This window comes from Haloterrigena gelatinilytica (genome assembly GCF_013342145.1).
GTDB classification, from domain to species: domain Archaea; phylum Halobacteriota; class Halobacteria; order Halobacteriales; family Natrialbaceae; genus Haloterrigena; species Haloterrigena gelatinilytica.
Genome location: NZ_JABUQZ010000001.1, coordinates 3,454,907 through 3,475,484, shown reverse-complemented (window position 1 = coordinate 3,475,484; position 20,578 = coordinate 3,454,907). Strand labels below are relative to the sequence as shown.

Here is a 20,578-nt window from a genome sequence, read left to right as displayed (position 1 = left end):
CGGGAAGCCCGCTAGCCGTCCGCGGTTGCGGCAACCCCGGTCTGGGACAGAAGGCATATCTTCCCTGAGTCGCCAATACGGGACGATGGATCAGCTTCGTATTGCCGTCCTGAACGCGGCTCACCGGGACGAGAACACGACGCGGAACTTCCGACGCGAACTCGACGCATCGCTCGCGGAGTTCGACGCCACCGAGGGCGAGGTTCCGGACGGGTTCGACTACGACGGCGCCGTCGTCACGGGCTCGCGAGCGTCAGTGTACTGGGACGACGAGTGGATGCGGCCGATCAAGGAGTGGGTCGGCGACGCGATCGACCGCGGGATGCCGTTCCTCGGCGTCTGTTGGGGCCACCAGCTGCTGGCGGACGTCCTCGGCGGCACCGTCGAGGACATGGGCGCCTACGAGGTCGGCTACAGCGAGATCGAACACTACGGCGAATCGCGGCTGTTCGACGACATCAGCAGGGAGTTCACCGCTTTCACCAGCCACTCCGACGAGGTCTCGGAACTGCCGCCCGGCGCCGAGCCCCTCGCCGAGAATCACTACTCCAACCACGGCTTCCGCAAGGACCGGGTCTTCGGCGTCCAGTTCCACCCCGAGTACGACGCCAAGACCGCCCGCGAACTCGTCCACCGCAAGGATCTCTCCGACGACCGCCGGCAGTCGGTCCTCGAAGAGATCACCGAAGAGAACTACCAAGCGGCCTGCGAGGCCAAGTTAGTGTTCGACAACTTCCTCGAGTTCGTCCGCGAGGTGCGAACCGAGAACGTCGCCGTTGCAGCCGAGTGCGAGGACGCGACGGCGACGGTCGGTCGCTCCGACTGAGCGCTCGTTTCGACGGATCGGTTCGACGGACGCAGCGTTTTCGACTAACTCCCCGATAGCTCGACGCTGAGCGACGCGTACGCGCCTCGAAGCACTATCGGATCGACGCTCGAGCGGCGGGAAAAAGCGGTCGGACGCGATTACGACGGGCGGAGTATCGAATCGGAACCGGCGGGCGCTCGATCAGTCCGCCGCGATTTCGAGGTCCGCTTCGTCTTCGGCGCCGATGGCTTCGACGATGAGTTCGGCGACGTCGACGATCTCGATCTCGTCCTCGTAGCCGCCGGTCTTGCGACCGTCCTCGTACATCGTCATGCACATCGGGCAGGCGACGACGAACTTCTCGACGCCGCTTCCGGCGTCCGTGTCCTCGAGGGCTTCGCGGATGCGCTCTTCGCTCGGCTTCGGTTCCTCTTCGAAGTCCATCCAGAGGCCGCCGCCGCCCCGCCACAACAGAAGGAGTTGTCGCGGTTACGGGGCATCTCGTCGAGTTCGCAGCCCGTGGCGGATGAGTTCCCGCGGGGCCTCGTACTCGTCGTTGTACCGGCCGAGATGGCACGGATCGTGGTAGGTGACCGTGTAGTCGAGCTCGGTGCCATTGAGGTCGAGCTTGCCCTCGTTGACCAGTTCTTCGACGGCCTGGGTCCAGTGGTAGACCTCGATCTCGCCGTCTTCGTTCCACTGCTCGTCGTACTCGAAGGGCATCATCGGGTCGTCGGCGAACTCGTCGAAGTTGAGCTCCGGATACTCGTTCTCGAACGTGTTGTAGGAGTGGGGGTCCGTACAGACGATGTTGTCGAACTCGCAGTCCTCCCACGTTTCGACGTGGTGGCCGGCGAGTTCGACGTAAACAGTTCCTCGCCGACTCGACGGATGTCGTTGCCGTCGTACTTCTCGTCGTCGAAGAGGATGCCGAAGCTGACGTCGGCTTCCTGCAGGATCGTCGCCAGCGAGCGAGCGACCTGCTTGTTGCGCTCGTCGTAACTCGGGAAGTCGCCGACGTACCAGAGGTAGTCGACTTTCTCCTCGCGAGCGTCCGGCACGTCGAACTCGAGGTCGTCGCTCCAGTCACCGCGATTGCGCGGCGAGTCGCCGAAGGTGTTGCCGTTCTGCATGACGTTCTGGAAGACGTCCTGCATGCTGGGGGCGACGTCGCCCTGATCGGTCATCTGCCGGTTGAGTCGGGTGAAGGACTGGAGGTGCTCGATCTCGACGGGACAGGCGTCCATACAGGCCATACAGGCCATGCAGGACTCCATGGTCTCCGTGTTGATCACGCTCGTACTTCCGTCGGACGGTCCGTCCGACGACGTGCCCCTCGCTGCGCTCGCGGCACCCCCGTCGGCGATGATCGGCTTCTCCTCGCCGTCGGCCTCGAGCTCCTCGCGATACTTGCGGAGGTCGAGGATGACGTCTCGCGGGTCGAGCGGACGGCTGGAGGCCTTCGCGGGACAGACAGACGAACAGCGCCCGCACTTGGTACAGGCGTCCTGATCGAGGATCTCCTTCCAGGTGAAGTCGTCGATGGACTCGGCGTTCGTCGCGTCCAGATCCGACGGGACGTTGGGGAGGCGCCGACCGGCCTTCTCGTCGCGCGTGACGACGTTCGCGAACGACGAGAGCATGTGGAACGGCTTCCCGGCGTGGGGATCCACGCGATGAAGAAGAGCGCCAGCAGCGAGTGCGACCACCACGTCAGCCAATGGAGCGTCTCGGCGTTGAAGCCGAGTTGTTCGACCGCGGCGTAGTCGGGATTGAGCGCGCCGCCCTCCAGGACCGTTCCGGTCGTCGGCAGGCCGATCGCGTCGAAGGCCATCGCCAGGCCGTAGCCGACGAAGCTGACGACCTCGTGGCTCGGCATGCCGCTGATGTAGATGCGAAAGCCCTCGAGGAGGAAACCGCCGACGCCGAGACCGAACAGCGTCCAGATGAAGACGTCGTCCTCGTTGGAGGTGTGGCGACCCCAGAGGCGGTGATTCTGGACCCAGTAGCGCCGGTAGAGGGCCATTCCGATCCCGACGACGAACAGCAGGCCCATCGCGTCGACGATGAACTGGTAGGTGAGATAGAAGTCGCCCTCCCAGAACACGATGCCGAACAACAGCTCCGTCGTGTACTGCTCGAAGCCGATGATCAGCGTCGCGATCAACAGCGTCAGGAATCCCCAGAGGATAAACGAGTGCATCAGGCCGCCGTAGAGATCCCTGTTGAACTGTTTCTCGTTCGTGATGACGATTTTCGCCGCGCTGACGATTCGACCCGGCAGTTCGTCGAGCCGAGCGAACGGATCGTCGTCGCCCTCGGTGTACCGACTGAACCGTCGGTAGACGCCGTAGGCGAAGACGGCGAGGGTCACCGCGACCAGGAAATAGAACAGCACGTATTCCACGCCGCCGATTCCCAGGTAGGTCTCCCTGCTCACCTCCGACTGTGCTATGGTGTTCATGTACAATGACGTGGGAGGCTGTGACTTAATTCTTGTCACCCCTCGCAAACACCACCCCGATGCCGTCTTGCGGAAATTTTCCTCTTATTGCCAGTTTATAATCGTTTACGATGTCTAATATCGGCCCAACGCTATCTGGCAACAGGCTTAAATAGCCGCCCGTCGGGAGTGTCCACCCATGAACGACAAAACCGAGGAACTCCGCGAGATCTTCACCGACGTCACCGACGGCGAGGAAACCGTCACCGAATCCCAGGAGAACTCCCGGGGCTCGCTCGAGCGCGACGACCGATCGGACGAAGAGCGCCTCGAGAGCGTCGTCCAGCAGATGCGCGAGCGCTACGCGTTCGAGACGCCGCTGACGGACGACGAGCTCATCGCGGTCGCGCGGGGCTTCTACGACGGCGAGGACGACGCCGCCATCGCCGCCGACCTCGACGTCGACGAGGAGACGGTCTTCGAGGCCCGCATGTCGCTGCACCTCGTGGACGAGGACGACGCCGACGAGGTCGACCTCGCGGCGATCCGCGACCGGGAGGAAGACGACGCCGCGCTCGCCGACGAGTACGACGTCAGCGAGCCCCAGATCCGCCGCTACCGCCGCGTCGCCGCCGCCGAGGACGAATCCCGCGCCGCCAACGACCGCTACCGCGACGAGTTCGACAGCATCCTCGCCGACGCCGAACTCTCGGAACGCATGACCACCGACGTCCGCGAGGACGGCCTCGAGGACGCCACCGAAGGGATGGAGACGGACGTGGAGTTCTAACGACCGAAGTTTTTTGGCGGGGTTCGAGTGCGGCCGTAGGCCGCGGACCGCCAGCTGATCGCCGAGCGCGCCGACGGCGCGCTCGGTACTACTGCTCGTGCTTCCACACAGTAGGCCGCTGTACTCGCAGCCGAGATAATCGCACCGTCCCTACTCGGGACGACTGTTCGCGCCCGACTCGAGACGGTATCGCCACCTGCTCTGTACGAGACTTTTTATGAGAACGGGCGGCCAGACGATCCGTGTCTCGAGCCCTCGTTCCCTTCAGCGACCTGCGGACGGCCGCCTACTGCGCTCGGAAGTGCTACTACCAGCGGACGGACGACGACGCCGATCGCGAGCCGTCGTCGTCGGTCGAGCGAATTCGGGACCTCGAGCGGCGGTACGAGGCCCTGCTCGAGGCGCCGGCGGGGACGCTCGCGGCCGAACCGATCGCCGTCGAACCCGTGCAGTATCGCGAGCGCCTCGGTGCGACTCGCGACCGTCTCGCCGCGGCCGGCCACTGGGATCGGTTGCGCGACCCGAGCGAACGGAACGTCTACGCCGCCGGGAAGGACTGTCACGGCGTCGTCCACAAGGTGCTCGACGCGCCGCTCGAGCCGGTCCTGATTTCGGCCGGGACGCCGCCCGAACGGGGAGTCTGGGAATCCCAGTCGGTCCACGCCGTCGCGGCCGCGAAGGCGCTGGCCTGGGAGCACGAACGAGAAATCGATCGCGCGTGGGTCGAGTACCCCGCCCACGGCGTCGTTCGCTCCCTCGAGTTGACGACGCGGCGCAAGGCCCGCTACCGACGCGCGCTCCGGACGGTGTGGGACCTCGACGGCCCGCCGGCCCGCACGACGAACCGATCGAAGTGCGAGTCCTGTGAGTTCGCCGCCCAGTGTGGCGTCCGGACCCGAACCCTGCGCTCGCTGTTACCCGGATTCGCTTCGGAATGATGGAAATACAGATATCGGGTATCGAGGCTTGTAAGTCACGAAATCGGACGTATAATCGATCCAGTGGGAGTGATACCGAGAGACTTTTACTCGTGACCGAGTAGTCGATTACACGATGATGTGGCAAGATTTCGTCTTCCTCGCCGGCAGCGTCCTTTCGATCACCTTCCTCGCACCGACGGTGCGAGATCCCACCGCCCAGGTTCCGCTCGGCTCGAGCGTCCCCTCGATGACGGTCGGGGCCGTCTACTCGTTCACCTACGCGACGATGGGAATGACCTTCTCGGCGGCCGGAGCGCTCGGCGTCGCGACCATGTGGTCGCTCATCGCCTGCTATCGCTCTCCCGGGCCCGTGAGCGGACCGCAGACGATCGCTCGGTTCGTCGCGTCGCTGCCCGGCCGCGCCCGCGAATCCGTCGCTGACATGCTCGGTTCCGGACCGTCCCCGACGACCGACGCCGAGCAAGCGGCCGACTGAATTTCGCGGGCTCCCGTTTCTCCGATTCGCTTCGAATCCGATACCGTTAGCCCTCGAGCGACGCTTCGGTCTCGACCGGCACCTGACGGTGTCGTCCGGAGTCCCCGGAACGGCAGTCGCAGTCCCGTCGCGACGTCGCGCCGTCGAAGCGCCACGAAAGGTCGTCCGACGAGGCGGTCGGACCGTCCTCACTCCAGAACGTGCTTCGCGAGCGCGGCCACGGCGGCGAAGACCACGCCGAAGACGACGCCGAGGGGTGCCGCGCTCGCGAGCGATTCGCCGCTGATCGAGAGTCGACTCGCGACGTAACCGAGTGCGGGGACGGTCACGGCGAGAAGGAACCACAGCACCGGCCGCGTTCGGAACAGCGAGTCGCCGGATCTCACACGACCGTTCATACTACCACGTGTCACCGATATCACATCCCGTCGCACATATAATTTCTCCCGACGAACTCGGGAGAGATAGGTCCGCGGCGCTCAGCGCGGCGGTATCGGACGGCTGATCGCCGGACTCGAGTCGCCCGTCAGTTCGCCTCGAGCCACGCCTCGACCTCGTCGGCCAGCGCCCCGCGGCGGTGGATCGTGTCGGCCTCGATGTCGACGACGGTGCTCGGGACCGTCTCGTCGATCGATTCGTACAGGTCGTCGGCCTCGAGGACCACCGCCTCGTCGAGCACCTGTTGGCCGATATCCTCGACTCGCCGGGCGCTCGGCTCCCCGCTGACGTTGGCGCTCGTGGCGGTGACCGGTCGCTCGGCGCGCTCGAGGAACGCGAGCGCCGGTTCGCAGTCGGGCACCCGGACACCGACTCGTTCGCGACCGGCCGTGAGGACGTCCGGGAGGGCCTCGGTGCGCTCGCAGAGCAGCGTCACGGGACCCGGAAGGAATTCGTCGGCGAACGCGCGTTCGCGGTCGCTCGCGCGGACGTAGTCCTCCTCGAGGGCCGTCTCGAACGTCGGCACGGCGACGGAGACCGGTTTCGACCGATCCCGTCCCTTGGCCTCGAAGACGCGTTCGACGGCGCCGGCGTCGAGTCCGTCGGCGCCGAGCCCGTAGACCGTCTCGGTCGGATACACCACCAGTTCGCCCGCGCGGATCGCCCGCGCGGCGCGCTCGAGGGCGTCGTCGTTCATACCCGTCTCTCGCCGCGTCAGCGACAAAAACGTAGCGTCACGCCGCCCGCTCGACCCCGCAGAGCGGAGACGGTACCCGGTCTGCGAGCCGCGCTACTCGAGGCCCAGTTCGGACTCGAGCTCGTCGTACGGCGGGAACTCGGGCCACTCGGTCGACACCCAGGCGCTGTCGATCGTCAGGTCCGGCTCGAGCCCGAAGACGGCGACCCGCGGTTCGCTGATCCCTGCCATCCCGTCGAGATCGTGGGCGATACCTAGCGACTCGGCGACGTCGTTGGCCGGGTCGGCGAAGATCGCGAACGGCAACTCGTTGTCGTCGAGGAACGAGGAGACCGCGTACGGCGTCGACGCCGTGAGGCCGACGATTCGGTCGGCGCGGTCGAACCAGCCCCGCTCGTCGAGTTCGTCGTAGATGTACTTCGCGGCGAAGGAGCCGATCATCGGCGTGCAGACGAGGATCGTCCGGCCCTCGTCGGCGACGACGTCGGAGAGGCTGCGGTCCTCCCAGAACTCGTCGGTGACCAGCGGCCGCGTGACGTCGGGGACCTCCTCGCCCGCCTCGAGGTGATCGGCGGGACCGAGGTCGGTGACCTCGAAGTCCGGCATCAGTCGTCACCCCCTGCCGTCTGGCCCTCGCCGTAGGTCGACTCGAGGTAGTCGACGATGTTGGCGCTCTCGGCCATCGTGACGCCGGTGTTCTCGTCGACGACGACGGGGACGGTGCGGACGCCGGCGACCCGCTTGACGACGTCGCGCTGCGAGTGCATCGGTTCGACGAACCGCGACCGGTACTCCAGATCGTACTCGTTGAGCAGCCGAGCGACGCGTTCGCAGTACGGACACGCCTGTAGCCGGTAGAACGTGATCGGCGCGTCGCTCGCTGCGCTGGCGGACGTTTCCATACCCATTCGTTGGGGAAACGAGCGGGTAAACGTGTCGTCGGCGGCGAGATGGACCCGCTACCTGCCGAGATGGTAAACGGTTAACCGATCCGGCTACAAGCCTCCACATCAATGGCGTTGTCTCTGCTGTCCGCGGTCGCCGCCGCCTACGAGGTGCCAGTCGTGGGTCTCGAACTCGACGAGTCGATGGTAACAATTCTCGGCAGCGTCGCTGTGCTCCTGCTTATCGCGCTCTCTGCGTTCTTCTCCTCCTCGGAGATCGCGATGTTCAACCTGCCGAAACACCGCCTCGAGGGGATGGTCGAGGACGGCGTTCCGGGCGCGAAACTGGTCAAGTCCCTCAAGAACGACCCCCATCGGCTCCTCGTGACGATCCTCGTCGGCAACAACATCGTCAACATCGCGATGTCCTCGATCGCGACCGCGATCCTCTCGCTGCATTTCGGCGGCCTGGTCGGCGTGTTGCTGGCGACGTTCGGGATCACCGCGCTCGTCCTCCTGTTCGGCGAGAGCGTGCCCAAGTCCTACGCCGTCGAGAACGCCGACACGTGGTCGGTCCGAATCGCCAGACCGCTGAAGGCGACGGAGTACTTCCTGTTTCCGCTGATCGTCCTCTTCGACTACCTCACTCGGCAGGTCAACAGGCTCATCGGCTCGACCGGGGCGATCGAGTCGCCCTACGTCACCCGCGACGAGATCCAGGAGATGATCGAGTCCGGCGAGCGTGAGGGCGTCTTAGAGGAGGAGGAACACGAGATGCTCCAGCGGATCTTCCGCTTCAACAACACCATCGTCAAGGAGGTCATGACGCCTCGCCTCGACATGACCGCGGTCCCCAAGGACGCCGGCATCGACGAGGCCATCGAGACCTGTATCCAGAGCGGCCACGCCCGCGTGCCGGTCTACGAGGGGAGCCTCGACAACGTCCTCGGCGTCGTCCACATTCGCGACCTCGTCCGCGATCTCAACTACGGCGAGACCGAGGCCGACGACCTCGAGCTCGAGGATCTCATCCAGCCGACGCTGCACGTCCCCGAGTCGAAGAACGTCGACGAACTGCTGACCGAGATGCGGGAAAACCGGATGCACATGGCGATCGTCATCGACGAGTTCGGCACCACCGAGGGGCTGGTCACCGTCGAGGACATGATCGAGGAGATCGTCGGTGAGATCTTGAAATCCGGCGAGGACGAACCGATCGAACAGCTCGACGACCGCACCGTCATCGTCCGCGGCGAGGTCAACATCGAGGACGTCAACGAGGCCCTGACGATCGACCTCCCCGAGGGCCAGGAGTTCGAGACCATCGCCGGCTTCATCTTCAATCGCGCGGGCCGACTCGTCGAGGAGGGCGAGGAGATCACTTACGACGGCGTCCGCATCACCGTCGAGACCGTCGAGAACACCCGCATCCTGAAGGCCAGACTGCGGAAGCTCGAGCAGCAACCGGAACCCGCCGAGGAGCCGCCGGACGAAGCGGAGTCCGACGAGGAGTCGGTCCCCACGGAGTAGTCATACGGTCCGCTGTAGCGATTTCCCGGCGCCCCACGATTCCGTCCAGTGGATGTGCCGGAACTGACGTACGGCAGTCCGTATCAGTCGCCGTCGGCAGCCTCGCCGGCCTCGAGCATTCGATCCCGGAGTTCTCGTCCCCGTTCGGAGTCGACCGTTAGCTCCGGTACCGGAACCGGCGACCCGTCCTCGTCGATCGCGACGAAGGTAAAGGAAGACTCGGTCGTCCGCTCGGTCTCGCCGGTTCTGGGCTCCTCGCGCCAGGCGCGCAGTCCGACGTGGACGCTCCGACGGCCCGCGTCGTAGACGAAGGCCTCGACCATCGCGGTGTCGCCGATCCCGATCGGGCGCTCGAAGTCGAGTTCGTTCACCCGGGCGGTGACGCAGGTCTCGCCGGCGAAGCGCATCGCCGACATCGCGCCGATCTCGTCGAGCCACTTCATGAGGTTGCCGCCGTGGAGCGTCTCGTTGTTGTTCGCGTGGTTCGGCTGCACCCGGTATCGGTTCTTGATGTACGTGTCGAGTACGGTGGGCATAGCGGTACTCCAGAGGGGGACCCGAAAAAAGGTTGCAGAAACGGGCAACTATGCGTCTCGTCCCAGTTCGGCGAGCAGGTGCGAGACGTGAATGCGGTCGCTCGAGCCCTCCTGCATCTCGAACTCGATGTCGGCGGCCAACTGGTGGATGCGGGCCAGCCGCTCGCCCTGGTATCGCTTGCGGGCGACGCCGAGGATCGAATCGAGGACCTCGCCGCCGTCTAACCCCTCGTCGACCAGCAGGTCGTCCAAGGTCTTGCGGGCGTCCGTGAAGTCGCCGGCCTCGGCGTCGTCTAACATCCCCTCGATCTCGTCCTCGAGGCCGACCTCGCCGATGGTCTCGTAGGCCGCCTGCATCGTGAGTTCGCCCTCGTCCTCGACGGTGGTCTGGGCCGCCAGGATCGCCTGCCGGAGGTTGCCGTTCGCGTAGCCGGCGACGAACTCGAGGCCGTCCGCGTCGTACTCGATGCCCTCCGCCTCGACGATCCGCTCCAAGACGGCGACGGTCTCCTCGCTCGTCGGCGCGCGGACGGGAACGGGGAAACACCGCGATCGGATCGGCGGGATGAGCTTCGTGGGCTGGCGGGTGGCGATGATAAACTGCGTCGTTCGGTGGTGTTGCTCCATGATCCGGCGCAGCGCCTGCTGGAAGTCCTCGCGGACGTCCTCGGCGTTGTCCAGCAGGACCGTCTTGTAGTCGCCGGAGACCGAGGCGTAGCTCGCCGACTCCTTTAAGACGTGGTTGATCATGTCCCGTTTGGACATCGAGGAGCGACCGACGAGGAACTGGGCGAACCGGGGATCGTTCTTGATCTCGGTCTTCGTCCGGCCGAAGAAGTCGGCGACGTTGATCTCGATCAGGTCGTTGTCCGGATCCGCGTGCGCGTCTCGAGCGAGCGCGCGTGCCGCCGCCGTCTTCCCGCTGCCGGGCGGGCCCTGCAGGAGGAGGTTGATCGGCTCGTCGACGGCCCGCTGGAGGTACTCGCGGGCGTCGTCCTGGGGCAACTCGGCCAGCTCGGGCGCGTGGGTGTCGGTCCACAGCGGCGCGTCCATCGCCCGTCCGTAGGGCCGGCCGGGGTAAGAATCGGTCGGTCCGTCGCCGTCCTGCTACTCGCTACCGCCAGCGTCGCTCTCGTTACCGTCGTCGCTCCCGTCCGGGACGTCGGCGAGCGTGAACGTCGTCTCGATGCGCTCGCCCTCGTCCTCGACCGGCGTCGCGTTCTCGGGGTCGCTCGGGTCGCCCGTCGCGACGAACGCGGTCAGTTCCTCGTCGTCCTCGACGGTCGCGTTCTCGTCGAATTCGACGGTGACGTTGTCGTGTTCGCCGGGGCTAAGCACCTCGCTGGTCCCGACGACGGTGCCGTTCGCATCCTGGACGGCGACGAAGCCCTCTTCGGGGGTCGCGACCGCGGCCGTGACCGAGTCGTCGCTCCCGTTGACGATTTCGATTCCGGGCGTCGTGTGGAACGTGAGTTCGATCTCGTCGAGCGCCCCGTGGCCGTCGGTGTAGACGCCGATGGTTCGGTTGCCCGGTGCGAGGCCGGCGGTCTCGATCTCGAAGGAGACCTCGCCGGTCTCGCCGGCCCCCAGTTCCAGCGTCTGTTGCTTGAGGACGTCCCCGTCGAGTCGCAGTTCGACGCTCTGCTGGCTGCCGAGATCGGTCGGATTGGCTATCTCGGCGGTGATCTCGATCGTCTCGTTGGTCGTCGCCGACTCCGGCGCGCTGAGCGACTCGACCGTAAAGGAGTCGTCGAGCGCGTCGGTGGTGTCGCCGGTCACCGTCGCCGTGTCCGAGACCGGGTAGCCGTCCTCGAGGTACGGCGGGTCCGCTTCGCCGTCGCTGTCGTCGTACCCGAAGTTCTCGTCGTCGTTGGTGTCGCGGTGGACCGTCGCCGTGAGCTGGCCGACGAGTTCGGCCTGGGCGTCCTCGTTGCGCTCGATAGTCACGTTCTCGTGGGACCCCGCCTCGAGGTAGTCGGAGACGGCGAGCGTCTCGCCGTCGCTGCCGGTCACGACGACGAAGCCGCCTTCCGAGAGGCTGACCTCGTCGACGGTGACCGATTCGCCGTCGCCGCGCTGGTCTTCGAACGTGATCGACGCCTGGGGGTCCTCCTCGACGCCGAATATCGCGGGGGCCTGGAAGATGACGAGCCCCGCCGCGAGTACGATCGCGATCGCGAGCAGGATCGCGCCGACCCGCTTGATCGTACCGAACGTCAGTCCTGAACTCATTGGGGGTGGTATCATCCGTGCGTAGGGGCTCGACGGACGTAAAATACCGAGTCCGTTTGCACGGCGTGGAGCGATTTTGCCGGTTTTTCGCGAGTCGGGATCGTTCTGAACCGTTTACGACACGGTACGGCCCTGTCATTGGTCACCCCTGAACGGGCATCCCGACGGCTTCTCCGGGTCGAGACGGGCCATCCGAAGGGGGTTTAGTGCCGGCAACCGGAGGAGCCACTGATGCCACTGCGCGTGACGTTTCTGGGGACGGCCGGTGCGATCCCGACGACCGAGCGGAATCCGAGCGCGATCTTCGTCGCTCGAGAGGGCGAGGAGCTGCTGTTCGACGCCGGCGAGGGGACCCAGCGCCAGATGATGCGCTTCGGCACGGGGTTCTCCGTCTCGCACCTGTTCGTCACGCACCTCCACGGCGATCACGTCCTCGGGATTCCCGGGCTGCTCCAGACGATGGACTTCAACGACCGCGAGGAGCCGCTGGCGATCCACACGCCCAGCGGGACGCGCCGCGAACTGAAGGGACTGGTCAACGCCCTCGGCAACCGCCCCTCGTTTCCCGTCCGGATCAACGAGGTCGGCGACGGCGACGTGGCCTACCGCGCCGACGAGTACGAGGTCCGCGCGTTCGCGACCGACCACGACGCCCGCTCGGTCGGCTACGCGCTCGTCGAGGACGACCGCAAGGGTCGGTTCGATCGCGAACGCGCCGAGGAGCTGGGGGTGCCCGTGGGACCGAAGTTCTCGAAACTCCACGAGGGCGAGTCCGTCGAACTCGAGGACGGCACCGTCGTCGATCCCGACCAGGTGGTGGGCGACCCTCGTCCCGGACGCGCGATCGTGTACACCGGCGACACCCGGCCCGCGGCGGCGACGGTCGAAGCCGCCGACGAGCCCGACCTGCTGATCCACGACGCCACGTTCGCCGACGATCGGGCCGACCGCGCCGCCGAGACGGCCCACTCGACGGCCCGACAGGCCGCCGAAATCGCGAACCGAGCGGGTGCGGATCGGCTCGCGCTGATGCACCTCTCCTCGCGGTACGCCGGACGGACGGACGCCCACCTCGAGCAGGCCCGCGAGGTCTTCGCGGGCGACGAGACGGACGCGTTCGTTCCCGACGACGGGCAAGCGCTCGAGATCCCGTTCCCGGACGACTGAGATCGGGGTTCGAGATCCGTTTCGGTCACCGACGGTCGCGACACCGCCGCGCGTCGGTCACAGCCACCCCTCCTGTCGGAAGTACGCGACCAGGAGTGCGGCGACGGCGGCCATGCCGAGCATCGCCGCCGGGTAGCCGAACCGCCAGCCGAGTTCGGGCATGTTGTACGGACTGCCTCCGAAGTTCATGCCGTAGACGCCCGCGACGAACGTCAGCGGGAGGACGATCGTCGCGACGACGGTCAGTTTCTTCATTACGTCGTTGGTCGACATCGCGAGCGCGTTGAGGTAGACGTCCCGCGAGCCGGTCGCGAGATCGCGGTACGTCTCCGTCAGTTCGACCAGTTCGACGAGTTCCTCGTAGACGTCCCGGTAGTACTTGCGGGTCCGTTCGCGAACGTGGTCGACGTCGCTCAGCGCGAGCATCGCCACGGCCTCCCGCGTCGGCCAGAGCAGCCGACGGAAGGCCAACAGGTCCCGGCGCACGTCGTTGATCTCGTGGAGCGTCGCCTCCGACGGGTCGCCGATCACGGCCTCCTCGATGCGCTCGAGTCGCCCCTCGATCTCGTTGAGCACGTCGAAGTACTCCTCGACGAGTTCCGCGACGACGCGGGAGGCGAGGAAGTCGGCGCCGCGGTCGCGGACGGACGCGGCGTTTCGGTTGCGTTCGACCGCCGCGCGGACGGTATCGACGGCCGCAACGGGTTCGGCCGCGTAGGTCACCAGCCAGTTCGCCCCGATGAACAGTCCGAGGGTCGTCCCCCGGAGGTCGTCGGTCGGCCCGCTCGCGGCGTCCGCGCCCGCGTCGATGACGTTCACTCGGACGAGGGTATAGGCGTCGAACTCCTCGACTTTCGTCCGGCCGCCGGCAGCGACGTCGTCGACCGACAGCGAGTGGACGTCGAAGGCGTCGGCGAGCCGCTCGAGGTCGCCCGCGTCGCCGTCGGTCGCGTCGATCCAGGTGAGGTCGTCGGACTCTCGGAGCGCCGTCAGGTCGCCGACGTCCTCCGCGGTCGTCGTCCGCACCGTCCCGTCTCGCCGTCCGATCACCGCCTCGATCATTCGCCGCCCACCCCGATCGCGAGCAGGGTCACGCCGACCATCGCGAGCGTGATCGAGAACGACCGGCCCGGATACGCGACGACGGTCCCGAGCGCGTATCCGACCAGTCCGATGCTCGTGCCGGCGAGTCCGGCCGCGAACCGTCGATCCATACGTGCCCAACACCGCCCGGACCAAAGCGTATAGGGTCGCTCGAGCGCTCCCGGAGAGCGTCGCGGAGACCGTCGCCCGCAGGTCGTCTTCCCGTCGTGATCGTCCGCTCGCTCGAAGCGGAGTGAGCGACGCGCCCGGGCCGGCGGTCGAAAATCCGCGCCGGATTTATACTCGGCTCGCCCCTATGCCCCTCCGTGAGTACGCGAACGAGTGCGCTCGATGCGGTCGTCTTCGGGGTCGACATCCAGAGCGGCGACGTGCGCGGGGACGCCCCGTCGTACGCGCTGGCGGTCTACGACGGCGAGGACGTCACTCGAGACGTCGTCACCCACCGCAAGCTCCGGCGACTGATCGACGACGAGGAGCCGGCGATCGTCGCGACGGACAACATGTACGAGCTGGCCGCGGACAAGGACCAGCTCATCCACTTCCTCGGCTCCCTGCCTGCTGGGACGAAACTCGTCCAAGTGACCGGCGCCGAACAGCCCGAACCGCTCTCCCGAGTCGCGAAACGCCACGGCATTCCCTACGGCAAGGATCCGATGCAGGAGGCCGAGGCCGCGGCGCGGCTGGCCGCTCACAACGTCGGCCACGAGGTCTCGGCCTTCACCGACACGACCGAGGTCAAGGTCTCGAGAGGGCGATCGACCGGCAGCGGCGGCTGGAGCGAGGACCGCTACACCCGTCGCATCCACGGCTCGGTCAGAAAACGGGCCCGCGAGGTCGAGTCCGAACTCGAGGAGGCCAACCTCGAGTACGAGCGGGACGTCCGGGAGGCCTACGGCGGCTTTGCGAACGCGGTCTTCACCGTCCAGGCCCGGCCCAGCGACATCCCCGTCTCCCGAAATCGGTCGGGCGACGTCCGCGTCGAGATCGAGCGCGAGCGCCGCGACGGCATCGAGTTCAAGCCCCTCGCCAAGCGGCGGGATCACGTCATCGTCGGCATCGATCCCGGGACGACGACCGCGGTCGCCATCGTCTCGCTCGAGGGCGACGTACTCGACGTCTGGAGTTCGCGCACCAGCGACACCGCCGACGTGATCGAGTGGATCGTCGAGCGCGGCCGGCCGATCATCGTCGCCGCGGACGTGACGCCGATGCCCGAGACGGTCGAGAAGTTCCGCCGGAGCTTCGACGCCGCGGGCTGGGCCCCCGACAGCGACCTGCCGGTCGACGAGAAACAACACCGCACGCGCGAAGAACCGTACGATAACGACCACCAGCGCGACGCGATGGCCGCCGCGCTGTACGCCGTCGACGCCCACGAGGACCAGTTCGACCGCATCGCCGGCAAACTCCCGCCGGGGCTCGACCGCGGCGAGGTCACCGCCCGCGTCGTCGCCGGCGAGGAGAGCGTCGAGGCCGTCTTGCGGGACCTGACCGACGACGACTCCGGCGAGGAAGAGGACTCTTCCGAGCACGAGCCCCGGGAGCTCACCGAGGAGGAAAAGCGGATCAAGTCCTTAGAGCGGCAGGTCGAGCGCCTCCAATCGCACGTCGAGCGACTCGAGGGCCGCGTCGAGGAGCGCGACGAGCGCATCGAGGAACTCGAGTCGGAGCTCACCCTCAAGCGCCGCGAGGAGCGCACGCAGGTCCGCAAGGACCGCGAGGTGAGCCGTCTGGAGCGCAAGGCCAACCGCTTAGAACGGGAGCGCGACGAGGCCCGCGAGGAGGTCGACGAGCTCGAGGCGAAAGTCGAGCGGATGAAGGCCCTCTGGAAGCTCGACCACTCGAACTTCAGCGACGTCTCGGCGAAGAAGGAAGGGCTCGTCCCGGTGAAGGTCGTCGAGAAGTTCACCAAGGGCGCGATCCGCGAGGCCGACGAGCAGTACGGGCTCGCCTCCGACGACGTCGTCTACCTGCGGGACGCCAGCGGCGCCGGCCGCTCGACGGCCGAACTACTCGCGGGGTTCGAACCGCGGGTGATCCTGAAAGACGGCGGGCTCTCGGAGGTCGCCGACGAAATCCTCTTCGACGAGGAGATTCCGGTCGGTCCCGCCGACGACGTCGCCATGCAGGAGGTCGACGAACTCGCCGTCGCCCGCGAGGACGACGTCGAGGCCGTCATCGACGACTGGCACGACCGCGCCGAGGAGCGCCGGCGCGACCGAAAGGCGTCGATGGTCGACCAGCTCATCAGCGAACACCGCGCCGGCGACAACGAGGTCTGAGTCTGAGGGTCGTTCCGAACGATTCTCCCGAACCGCGATCGCTCGAATCGATGCGACGGCTCGTTAGTCCGCCGATTCCACCGGTGACAGCACCTGCGGCACCTCCTCGATGTCGACCTCGTCGGTCAGCTCCTCGGGCTGGTCGACCGGGCCGTTGACGAACAGCGCGTGCACGATGAAGGCGATCGCGACGAGCCCGAGGACGGCGATCGAGGTCTCGATCGCGATCGCCGTCGCGTAACCGATGCCCGCACCGATCCCGAGGCTCGCGGCGATACACAGCAACACGAGGTCGTAGTAGTGCAGCGAGTACCCCATGCACGAGCCGTGCCGACGAATCGACAAAACGTTTCGGAGCGCAGTCGCAGCGTCGGTACGACGGGTCCTAGAACATCCCGAAGTTCTGGAGCATCCCCGAGATCAGGGACTTGACGACCAGTCCGAGACCGGCGACGACGAGAGCGATACCGACGGCGACGATCCAGTTCGCGTACGCGATGAGACCGATTCCGCCGAGCAAGATCAGGAGACCGACGATTCCGAGCGCGTCGAGATTCTTCAGCATACTCAGCACTGCCGAGCCGAGAGAAATAAACGGCGTGGTTTTCCGGTTTCGGCTGGCGCTCCGTCGGTACGCGAGTCCCGACCGCCATCCCGCGGCCTCGGCGACTCGAGCGCCGACAGCGATCGTTCCGATCGACTCGAGTGCGATCCCGACGCCGGTCGACTTCGCCCTCTCCGACCGTCGCGGGTTTTCGCTTCGTACTTTCTATAAACGGTTAAACCGCTAGGCTCCGAACGCTGGCCTATGAGCGACGACGGTGACGGCGGTCGCAAGAACCTCCGGATGCCCGAAGACGACGAGGTCTTCGCGACCGTCACGGACATGCTCGGGGCGAATCGGGTGCAAGTACGCTGTGCCGACGGTCAGGAGCGCACCGCGCGCATTCCCGGCAAGATGCAAAAGCGCATCTGGATCCGCGAGGACGACGTCGTCCTCGTCGAGCCGTGGGACTGGCAGGACGAGAAGGCCGACATCACCTGGCGCTACGAGAAGAGCGAGGCCGACCAGCTGCGCGAGGAAGGCCATATTCAATAGAACCGAACTTTTGCGCTGCGCTCACAGCGGCGCACAGCGCCGCTGTTCGCTCGGCAAAACTTCGATGAAAAGCACCGGAAGACGCTTCGCGTCTTCCGAGCCCTCGTTCGCTTTCGCTCACGAGGACACTCCTCCTTCCCCTTCATTCACTTGACTCGCGGCTTGCGCCGCGCGTCTATACGCGGCGCGTTGCGCCGCGCTTTCGTTCATTCCGGGTCAGTCGTCGGCCCGCGAGCGCCGGTGGCGCTCGCGGTGAACGGCGTCACTCGGGTTTTTCAAACCGATCGCTCGCCGACAGTACGGGTGTGCTAGGTTCATCCGCAGAAAACACGTCCTCGAGAGTGTCCGCTCAAGCAGCCTCGGCGATCAATCGGTTCGACTGACTGTCAGTCGACACAGAAGACTTATTTCGTCCTTGTGCATCCACCTGCGCATGAAACTCAGTCGGCGGCGGGTACTCGGCGGTATCGGAGCCGGCGCCGCGGCCGGGCTGCTTGGAGTGCCGACGTCAGCCGCGGACTCCGGTATCGGCACCGACACCGAACGGGTGTTCGTCCACCCGCAGACGGGCTCGCTCGACGAACTCGGCGAACTCCTCGACGTAGTCGAGGCCGTCGGCGGCACGACGGTCCTCGAGTTCGACAATTTCGACTTCGTGGTCGCGGAGGTACCGTCGACCGGGTTGGACGAACTGCGTCAGGACCGTCGCGTGGCGACCGTCGAAGAGGACGACGAGACGGGGATTCCCTCGGACTGGTCGCCGTCCCTGTCGGACATCTTCGGTTCTCCCGGCGGCTCGGACTGTGCCGCCCACCCCGACCAACGGCCGTCGTGGGGCGTCGAACGGATCGGCGCCCACGACGTCGACTCGTCCGGGTCGGGCGTCGACGTGGGGATCCTCGACACGGGGATCCAGTCGGACCACTGTAGTCTCTCGGTCGCCGGCGGGCGGAACTTCACCTCTGACGGGACGGCCGGCGACTACGAGGACCGCCACGGCCACGGGACCCACGTCGCCGGAGTCGCCGGCGCCGACGACAACGACCGCGGCGTCGTGGGCGTCGCTCCCGGCGCGAATCTGTACGCAGTGAAGGTGCTCGGGGACGACGGCTCCGGCCGCTACAGCGAGCTGATCGCCGGGATCGACTGGTGCATGTCGAACGACGTAGAGATCATCTCGATGAGCCTCGGCGGCGAGTCCTCGAGCGCCGCGATGGACAGGGCGATCGAAGAGGCACACTCGAACGGCCACCTCCTGCTCTGTGCGGCCGGGAACGAAGGCAACGACGGGAGCGGCTCGTGTGACGCGGAGACGATGACCTACCCGGCGACCCACGAGGACGTCGTCGCGATCACCGCGATGGACGAGAACGACCGGCTGGCGTCCTACAGCAGCGTCGGGTCGGCCGTCGACCTGCTGGCGCCGGGGACGAACGTCACCTCGAGCACCGTCGACAACGAGTACGCCGAGGCGAGCGGCACGAGCGTCGCCACCCCGTTCGTCACCGGCGTCGCGGCGCTCGTCTGGGAGACCCGCGAAGAGGACGGGCCGGGACCGAGCGAGCCGGTTCGGAAGATCCTCGGCGAGACGGCGGAGACGGTGCTCGGAACCTGCGCGGAAGGCGACGGACTCGTCAACGCCCGCGCGGCGCTCGGCGACGAGCGCGCGACGGAGGGCGGGGAGTGGGGCGACGGACCCGTCGGCGGGTTCCGGTCGCTACTCGAGCGGTTCGTGGACCTCATCGTGGGCTTCTTCGAGTGGCTCTGGGAACTCGTTTCGTAACCGCGACGAACACTGCGTAAACGACGAGAATCGGAACCGGTCCGACCGAGTCGCTTGGTCCTTCGATCGCCGGCTAGAGGTCGGCGACGTCCTCGATAGCGTCGGTCAGTTCCTTGATCGACTCGAGGTCGTGTTCGCCCATGTGGCCGATGCGGAACGTCTGCTCGCCCAGCGCCGAGCCGTAGCCGTTTGAGAAGACGAAGTCGTACTCCTCCGAGACGGCGTCGATGGTCGCGGCGACGTCGATCCCCTGCGTGTTCTCGATACAGCTCACCGTCTGGGACTCGTAGCCCTCCTCGGGGAACATGTCGAAGTGCTCGCGGGCCCACTCGCGGGTGTACTCGGCCATCTCGCGGTGGCGCTCGTCTCGGGCCTCGTGGCCCTCCTCGAGCATGTACTTCATCTGTTTGCGATAGGCGAGCATGACCGGAATTGCCGGCGTGGAGTGGGTCTGGCCCTTCCGGTCGTAGTAGTCCAGCGAGCGCTGGAAGCCGCCGTACCACGACGCGGAGTCGCTCTCGAGTTCGCGCTCGTAGGCGTCGTCGCTGACGACGCAGACCGCGAGGCCGGGGGGCATCGCGAAGGCCTTCTGGACCGACGTGAAGATGACGTCGATGTCGTGGTCGTCGATCTCGACGAGGTCGCCGCCCAGCGCGGAGACGGCGTCGACGACGAAGTAGGTGTCCTCGAACTCGGCGACGACGTCGCCGATCTCCTCGATCGGGTTGCGGACGCCCGTCGAGGACTCGTTCATCACGCAGGTGACGACGTCGTACTCGGTGTCGCTCTCCTCGAGGCGCTCGCGGACGTCCTCGGGTTTGACCGCCTGTCCCCACTCGTACTCGAGGGTGTCTACGGTTTTGCCGAGGCGTTCGGCGACGTTGGCCTGACGTTCGCTGAAGCTGCCGCAGGTCGTGACGAGGACGTTCTCGTCGACGAGGTTCAGAATCGAACTCTCCATGAACTCGGTCCCCGAACCGGTGAGGATGATGACCTCGTTGTCGGTGCCGAGGAACTCCTTCGTGTCCTCGACGATGGTCGTGTAGAGGTCGGTCATCCGGTCCATCCGGTGGCCGAACATCGGCTGGCTCATCTCCTCGATGACGTCCTCGCGTACCTCGGTCGGACCCGGGATGTACAGCGTCTTGTCGGGGTAGTCGTCCTTGTATTCGCGTTTCTCGGTCACGGAAGTCACCTGATACGGTCCACTGCGTCGTGCGGTGGTATGGTACTTTTGATGCCACTCGGACAGGGGGCGGTCGCTCGGCGGCTGTCCGCGGGACGGCCCGTCTCGAACCGCGGCGACCGATCGTCCCACGATCGGTCACGGACGATGGCGATCGGAAGGCTCGGCGTCCGGTCTCGAGGG

The 20,578-nt window shown here is 66.4% G+C and carries 21 protein-coding genes and 1 pseudogene; 9 read left to right on the top strand and 13 right to left on the bottom strand.

The window, feature by feature from the left end; all coding sequences use genetic code 11:
* Window positions 1-85: 85 nt before the first annotated feature.
* Complete coding sequence (locus tag HTZ84_RS17255; RefSeq protein WP_174681807.1) at window positions 86-826, top strand: type 1 glutamine amidotransferase; 741 nt, start codon at window positions 86-88, stop codon at window positions 824-826.
* A 183-nt stretch (window positions 827-1,009) separates the two neighbouring features.
* Here the strand turns inward: HTZ84_RS17255 and HTZ84_RS17250 are convergent.
* Window positions 1,010-3,272: pseudogene (locus HTZ84_RS17250) on the bottom strand ((Fe-S)-binding protein).
* 178 nt (window positions 3,273-3,450) lie between these two features.
* Between HTZ84_RS17250 and HTZ84_RS17245 the strand changes: the two are divergent.
* The 3 genes from HTZ84_RS17245 to HTZ84_RS17235 all read left to right on the top strand — a co-directional run bounded on the left by HTZ84_RS17245 (window position 3,451) and on the right by HTZ84_RS17235 (window position 5,457).
* Complete coding sequence (locus tag HTZ84_RS17245; RefSeq protein ID WP_174681806.1) at window positions 3,451-4,041, top strand: conditioned medium-induced protein 4; 591 nt, start codon at window positions 3,451-3,453, stop codon at window positions 4,039-4,041.
* Window positions 4,042-4,283: 242 nt separating this feature from the next.
* Window positions 4,284-4,979 (top strand): CRISPR-associated protein Cas4, encoded by a 696-nt coding sequence (locus HTZ84_RS17240; RefSeq protein WP_174681805.1) that lies wholly within the window; start codon window positions 4,284-4,286, stop codon window positions 4,977-4,979.
* A gap of 115 nt (window positions 4,980-5,094) precedes the next feature.
* On the top strand, window positions 5,095-5,457 hold the full coding sequence (locus HTZ84_RS17235; protein ID WP_394353280.1) for a hypothetical protein: 363 nt from the start codon (window positions 5,095-5,097) through the stop codon (window positions 5,455-5,457).
* Window positions 5,458-5,645: 188 nt separating this feature from the next.
* Here the strand turns inward: HTZ84_RS17235 and HTZ84_RS17230 are convergent, their stop codons facing one another.
* The 4 genes from HTZ84_RS17230 to HTZ84_RS17215 all read right to left on the bottom strand — a co-directional run bounded on the left by HTZ84_RS17230 (window position 5,646) and on the right by HTZ84_RS17215 (window position 7,494).
* The gene (locus HTZ84_RS17230) at window positions 5,646-5,855 is read right to left on the bottom strand and encodes a hypothetical protein (protein WP_174681804.1); all 210 of its coding nucleotides are present in this window, start codon (window positions 5,853-5,855) and stop codon (window positions 5,646-5,648) included.
* 128 nt (window positions 5,856-5,983) lie between these two features.
* Window positions 5,984-6,592 carry an L-threonylcarbamoyladenylate synthase gene (locus HTZ84_RS17225; protein ID WP_174681803.1) on the bottom strand — a complete coding sequence of 203 codons (609 nt, stop codon included), beginning with the start codon at window positions 6,590-6,592 and terminating at the stop codon, window positions 5,984-5,986.
* Between the two features lie 93 nt (window positions 6,593-6,685).
* The gene (locus HTZ84_RS17220) at window positions 6,686-7,198 is read right to left on the bottom strand and encodes a redoxin domain-containing protein (RefSeq protein ID WP_174681802.1); all 513 of its coding nucleotides are present in this window, start codon (window positions 7,196-7,198) and stop codon (window positions 6,686-6,688) included.
* Window positions 7,198-7,494 carry a glutathione S-transferase N-terminal domain-containing protein gene (locus tag HTZ84_RS17215; RefSeq protein ID WP_174681801.1) on the bottom strand — a complete coding sequence of 99 codons (297 nt, stop codon included), beginning with the start codon at window positions 7,492-7,494 and terminating at the stop codon, window positions 7,198-7,200. Before HTZ84_RS17215 ends, HTZ84_RS17220 begins: the two co-directional genes overlap by 1 nt.
* A 111-nt stretch (window positions 7,495-7,605) precedes the next feature.
* On the opposite strand from HTZ84_RS17215, the gene HTZ84_RS17210 reads away from it, so the two are divergent.
* On the top strand, window positions 7,606-9,006 hold the full coding sequence (locus tag HTZ84_RS17210) for a hemolysin family protein (protein WP_174681800.1): 1,401 nt from the start codon (window positions 7,606-7,608) through the stop codon (window positions 9,004-9,006).
* 83 nt (window positions 9,007-9,089) lie between these two features.
* On the opposite strand, the gene HTZ84_RS17205 is transcribed toward HTZ84_RS17210, so the two are convergent.
* The 3 genes from HTZ84_RS17205 to HTZ84_RS17195 are packed head-to-tail and all read right to left on the bottom strand — an operon-like array spanning window position 9,090 to window position 11,774.
* Window positions 9,090-9,542, bottom strand: a complete 453-nt coding sequence (locus tag HTZ84_RS17205) for an acyl-CoA thioesterase (RefSeq protein ID WP_174681799.1) — start codon at window positions 9,540-9,542, stop codon at window positions 9,090-9,092.
* Window positions 9,543-9,590: 48 nt separating this feature from the next.
* A complete protein-coding gene (locus HTZ84_RS17200; RefSeq protein ID WP_174681798.1) occupies window positions 9,591-10,595 on the bottom strand; it encodes an AAA family ATPase in 1,005 nt (334 codons plus the stop codon).
* Between the two features lie 54 nt (window positions 10,596-10,649).
* Complete coding sequence (locus HTZ84_RS17195; RefSeq protein ID WP_174681797.1) at window positions 10,650-11,774, bottom strand: DUF7282 domain-containing protein; 1,125 nt, start codon at window positions 11,772-11,774, stop codon at window positions 10,650-10,652.
* Between the two features lie 231 nt (window positions 11,775-12,005).
* Here HTZ84_RS17195 and rnz point away from each other — a divergent pair, with 231 nt between their 5' ends.
* A complete protein-coding gene (rnz, locus tag HTZ84_RS17190) occupies window positions 12,006-12,941 on the top strand; it encodes a ribonuclease Z (protein ID WP_174681796.1) in 936 nt (311 codons plus the stop codon).
* Between the two features lie 57 nt (window positions 12,942-12,998).
* Here rnz and corA read toward each other — a convergent pair whose 3' ends face one another.
* Window positions 12,999-14,003 carry a magnesium/cobalt transporter CorA gene (gene corA, locus HTZ84_RS17185; RefSeq protein WP_174681795.1) on the bottom strand — a complete coding sequence of 335 codons (1,005 nt, stop codon included), beginning with the start codon at window positions 14,001-14,003 and terminating at the stop codon, window positions 12,999-13,001.
* Entirely contained in the window at window positions 14,000-14,155 is a 156-nt protein-coding gene (locus HTZ84_RS17180) for a hypothetical protein (RefSeq protein ID WP_174681794.1), read from the bottom strand. Before HTZ84_RS17180 ends, corA begins: the two co-directional genes overlap by 4 nt.
* Before the next feature lie 195 nt (window positions 14,156-14,350).
* Between HTZ84_RS17180 and HTZ84_RS17175 the strand changes: the two genes are divergently transcribed.
* The gene (locus tag HTZ84_RS17175; protein ID WP_174681793.1) at window positions 14,351-16,327 is read left to right on the top strand and encodes a DUF460 domain-containing protein; all 1,977 of its coding nucleotides are present in this window, start codon (window positions 14,351-14,353) and stop codon (window positions 16,325-16,327) included.
* A 63-nt stretch (window positions 16,328-16,390) separates the two neighbouring features.
* Here the strand turns inward: HTZ84_RS17175 and HTZ84_RS17170 are convergent, their stop codons facing one another.
* A complete protein-coding gene (locus HTZ84_RS17170; RefSeq protein WP_174681792.1) occupies window positions 16,391-16,645 on the bottom strand; it encodes a hypothetical protein in 255 nt (84 codons plus the stop codon).
* A gap of 67 nt (window positions 16,646-16,712) precedes the next feature.
* The gene (locus tag HTZ84_RS17165; protein ID WP_008893203.1) at window positions 16,713-16,892 is read right to left on the bottom strand and encodes a DUF7470 family protein; all 180 of its coding nucleotides are present in this window, start codon (window positions 16,890-16,892) and stop codon (window positions 16,713-16,715) included.
* 243 nt (window positions 16,893-17,135) lie between these two features.
* On the opposite strand from HTZ84_RS17165, the gene eif1A reads away from it, so the two are divergent.
* Both eif1A and HTZ84_RS17155 read left to right on the top strand, forming a co-directional pair.
* On the top strand, window positions 17,136-17,426 hold the full coding sequence (eif1A, locus tag HTZ84_RS17160) for a translation initiation factor eIF-1A (RefSeq protein ID WP_174681791.1): 291 nt from the start codon (window positions 17,136-17,138) through the stop codon (window positions 17,424-17,426).
* Between the two features lie 433 nt (window positions 17,427-17,859).
* On the top strand, window positions 17,860-19,209 hold the full coding sequence (locus tag HTZ84_RS17155; RefSeq protein ID WP_174681790.1) for a S8 family peptidase: 1,350 nt from the start codon (window positions 17,860-17,862) through the stop codon (window positions 19,207-19,209).
* Window positions 19,210-19,282: 73 nt separating this feature from the next.
* Here the strand turns inward: HTZ84_RS17155 and HTZ84_RS17150 are convergent, their stop codons facing one another.
* Entirely contained in the window at window positions 19,283-20,395 is a 1,113-nt protein-coding gene (locus tag HTZ84_RS17150) for a pyridoxal-phosphate-dependent aminotransferase family protein (RefSeq protein ID WP_174681789.1), read from the bottom strand.
* Window positions 20,396-20,578 lie beyond the last annotated feature (183 nt).

What these genes read in the sequence shown, in the direction of transcription:
- HTZ84_RS17255 (WP_174681807.1), top strand. Translation starts at nt 86, where the DNA reads ATGGATCAGCTTCGTATTGCCGTCCTGAACGCGGCTCACCGGGACGAG.
- HTZ84_RS17245 (WP_174681806.1), top strand. Translation starts at nt 3,451, where the DNA reads ATGAACGACAAAACCGAGGAACTCCGCGAGATCTTCACCGACGTCACC.
- HTZ84_RS17235 (WP_394353280.1), top strand. Translation starts at nt 5,095, where the DNA reads ATGATGTGGCAAGATTTCGTCTTCCTCGCCGGCAGCGTCCTTTCGATC.
- HTZ84_RS17230 (WP_174681804.1), bottom strand. Translation starts at nt 5,855, where the DNA reads ATGAACGGTCGTGTGAGATCCGGCGACTCGCTGTTCCGAACGCGGCCG.
- HTZ84_RS17225 (WP_174681803.1), bottom strand. Translation starts at nt 6,592, where the DNA reads ATGAACGACGACGCCCTCGAGCGCGCCGCGCGGGCGATCCGCGCGGGC.
- HTZ84_RS17220 (WP_174681802.1), bottom strand. Translation starts at nt 7,198, where the DNA reads ATGCCGGACTTCGAGGTCACCGACCTCGGTCCCGCCGATCACCTCGAG.
- HTZ84_RS17215 (WP_174681801.1), bottom strand. Translation starts at nt 7,494, where the DNA reads ATGGAAACGTCCGCCAGCGCAGCGAGCGACGCGCCGATCACGTTCTAC.
- HTZ84_RS17210 (WP_174681800.1), top strand. Translation starts at nt 7,606, where the DNA reads ATGGCGTTGTCTCTGCTGTCCGCGGTCGCCGCCGCCTACGAGGTGCCA.
- HTZ84_RS17205 (WP_174681799.1), bottom strand. Translation starts at nt 9,542, where the DNA reads ATGCCCACCGTACTCGACACGTACATCAAGAACCGATACCGGGTGCAG.
- HTZ84_RS17200 (WP_174681798.1), bottom strand. Translation starts at nt 10,595, where the DNA reads ATGGACGCGCCGCTGTGGACCGACACCCACGCGCCCGAGCTGGCCGAG.
- HTZ84_RS17195 (WP_174681797.1), bottom strand. Translation starts at nt 11,774, where the DNA reads ATGAGTTCAGGACTGACGTTCGGTACGATCAAGCGGGTCGGCGCGATC.
- rnz (WP_174681796.1), top strand. Translation starts at nt 12,006, where the DNA reads ATGCCACTGCGCGTGACGTTTCTGGGGACGGCCGGTGCGATCCCGACG.
- corA (WP_174681795.1), bottom strand. Translation starts at nt 14,003, where the DNA reads ATGATCGAGGCGGTGATCGGACGGCGAGACGGGACGGTGCGGACGACG.
- HTZ84_RS17180 (WP_174681794.1), bottom strand. Translation starts at nt 14,155, where the DNA reads ATGGATCGACGGTTCGCGGCCGGACTCGCCGGCACGAGCATCGGACTG.
- HTZ84_RS17170 (WP_174681792.1), bottom strand. Translation starts at nt 16,645, where the DNA reads ATGGGGTACTCGCTGCACTACTACGACCTCGTGTTGCTGTGTATCGCC.
- HTZ84_RS17165 (WP_008893203.1), bottom strand. Translation starts at nt 16,892, where the DNA reads ATGCTGAAGAATCTCGACGCGCTCGGAATCGTCGGTCTCCTGATCTTG.
- eif1A (WP_174681791.1), top strand. Translation starts at nt 17,136, where the DNA reads ATGAGCGACGACGGTGACGGCGGTCGCAAGAACCTCCGGATGCCCGAA.
- HTZ84_RS17155 (WP_174681790.1), top strand. Translation starts at nt 17,860, where the DNA reads ATGAAACTCAGTCGGCGGCGGGTACTCGGCGGTATCGGAGCCGGCGCC.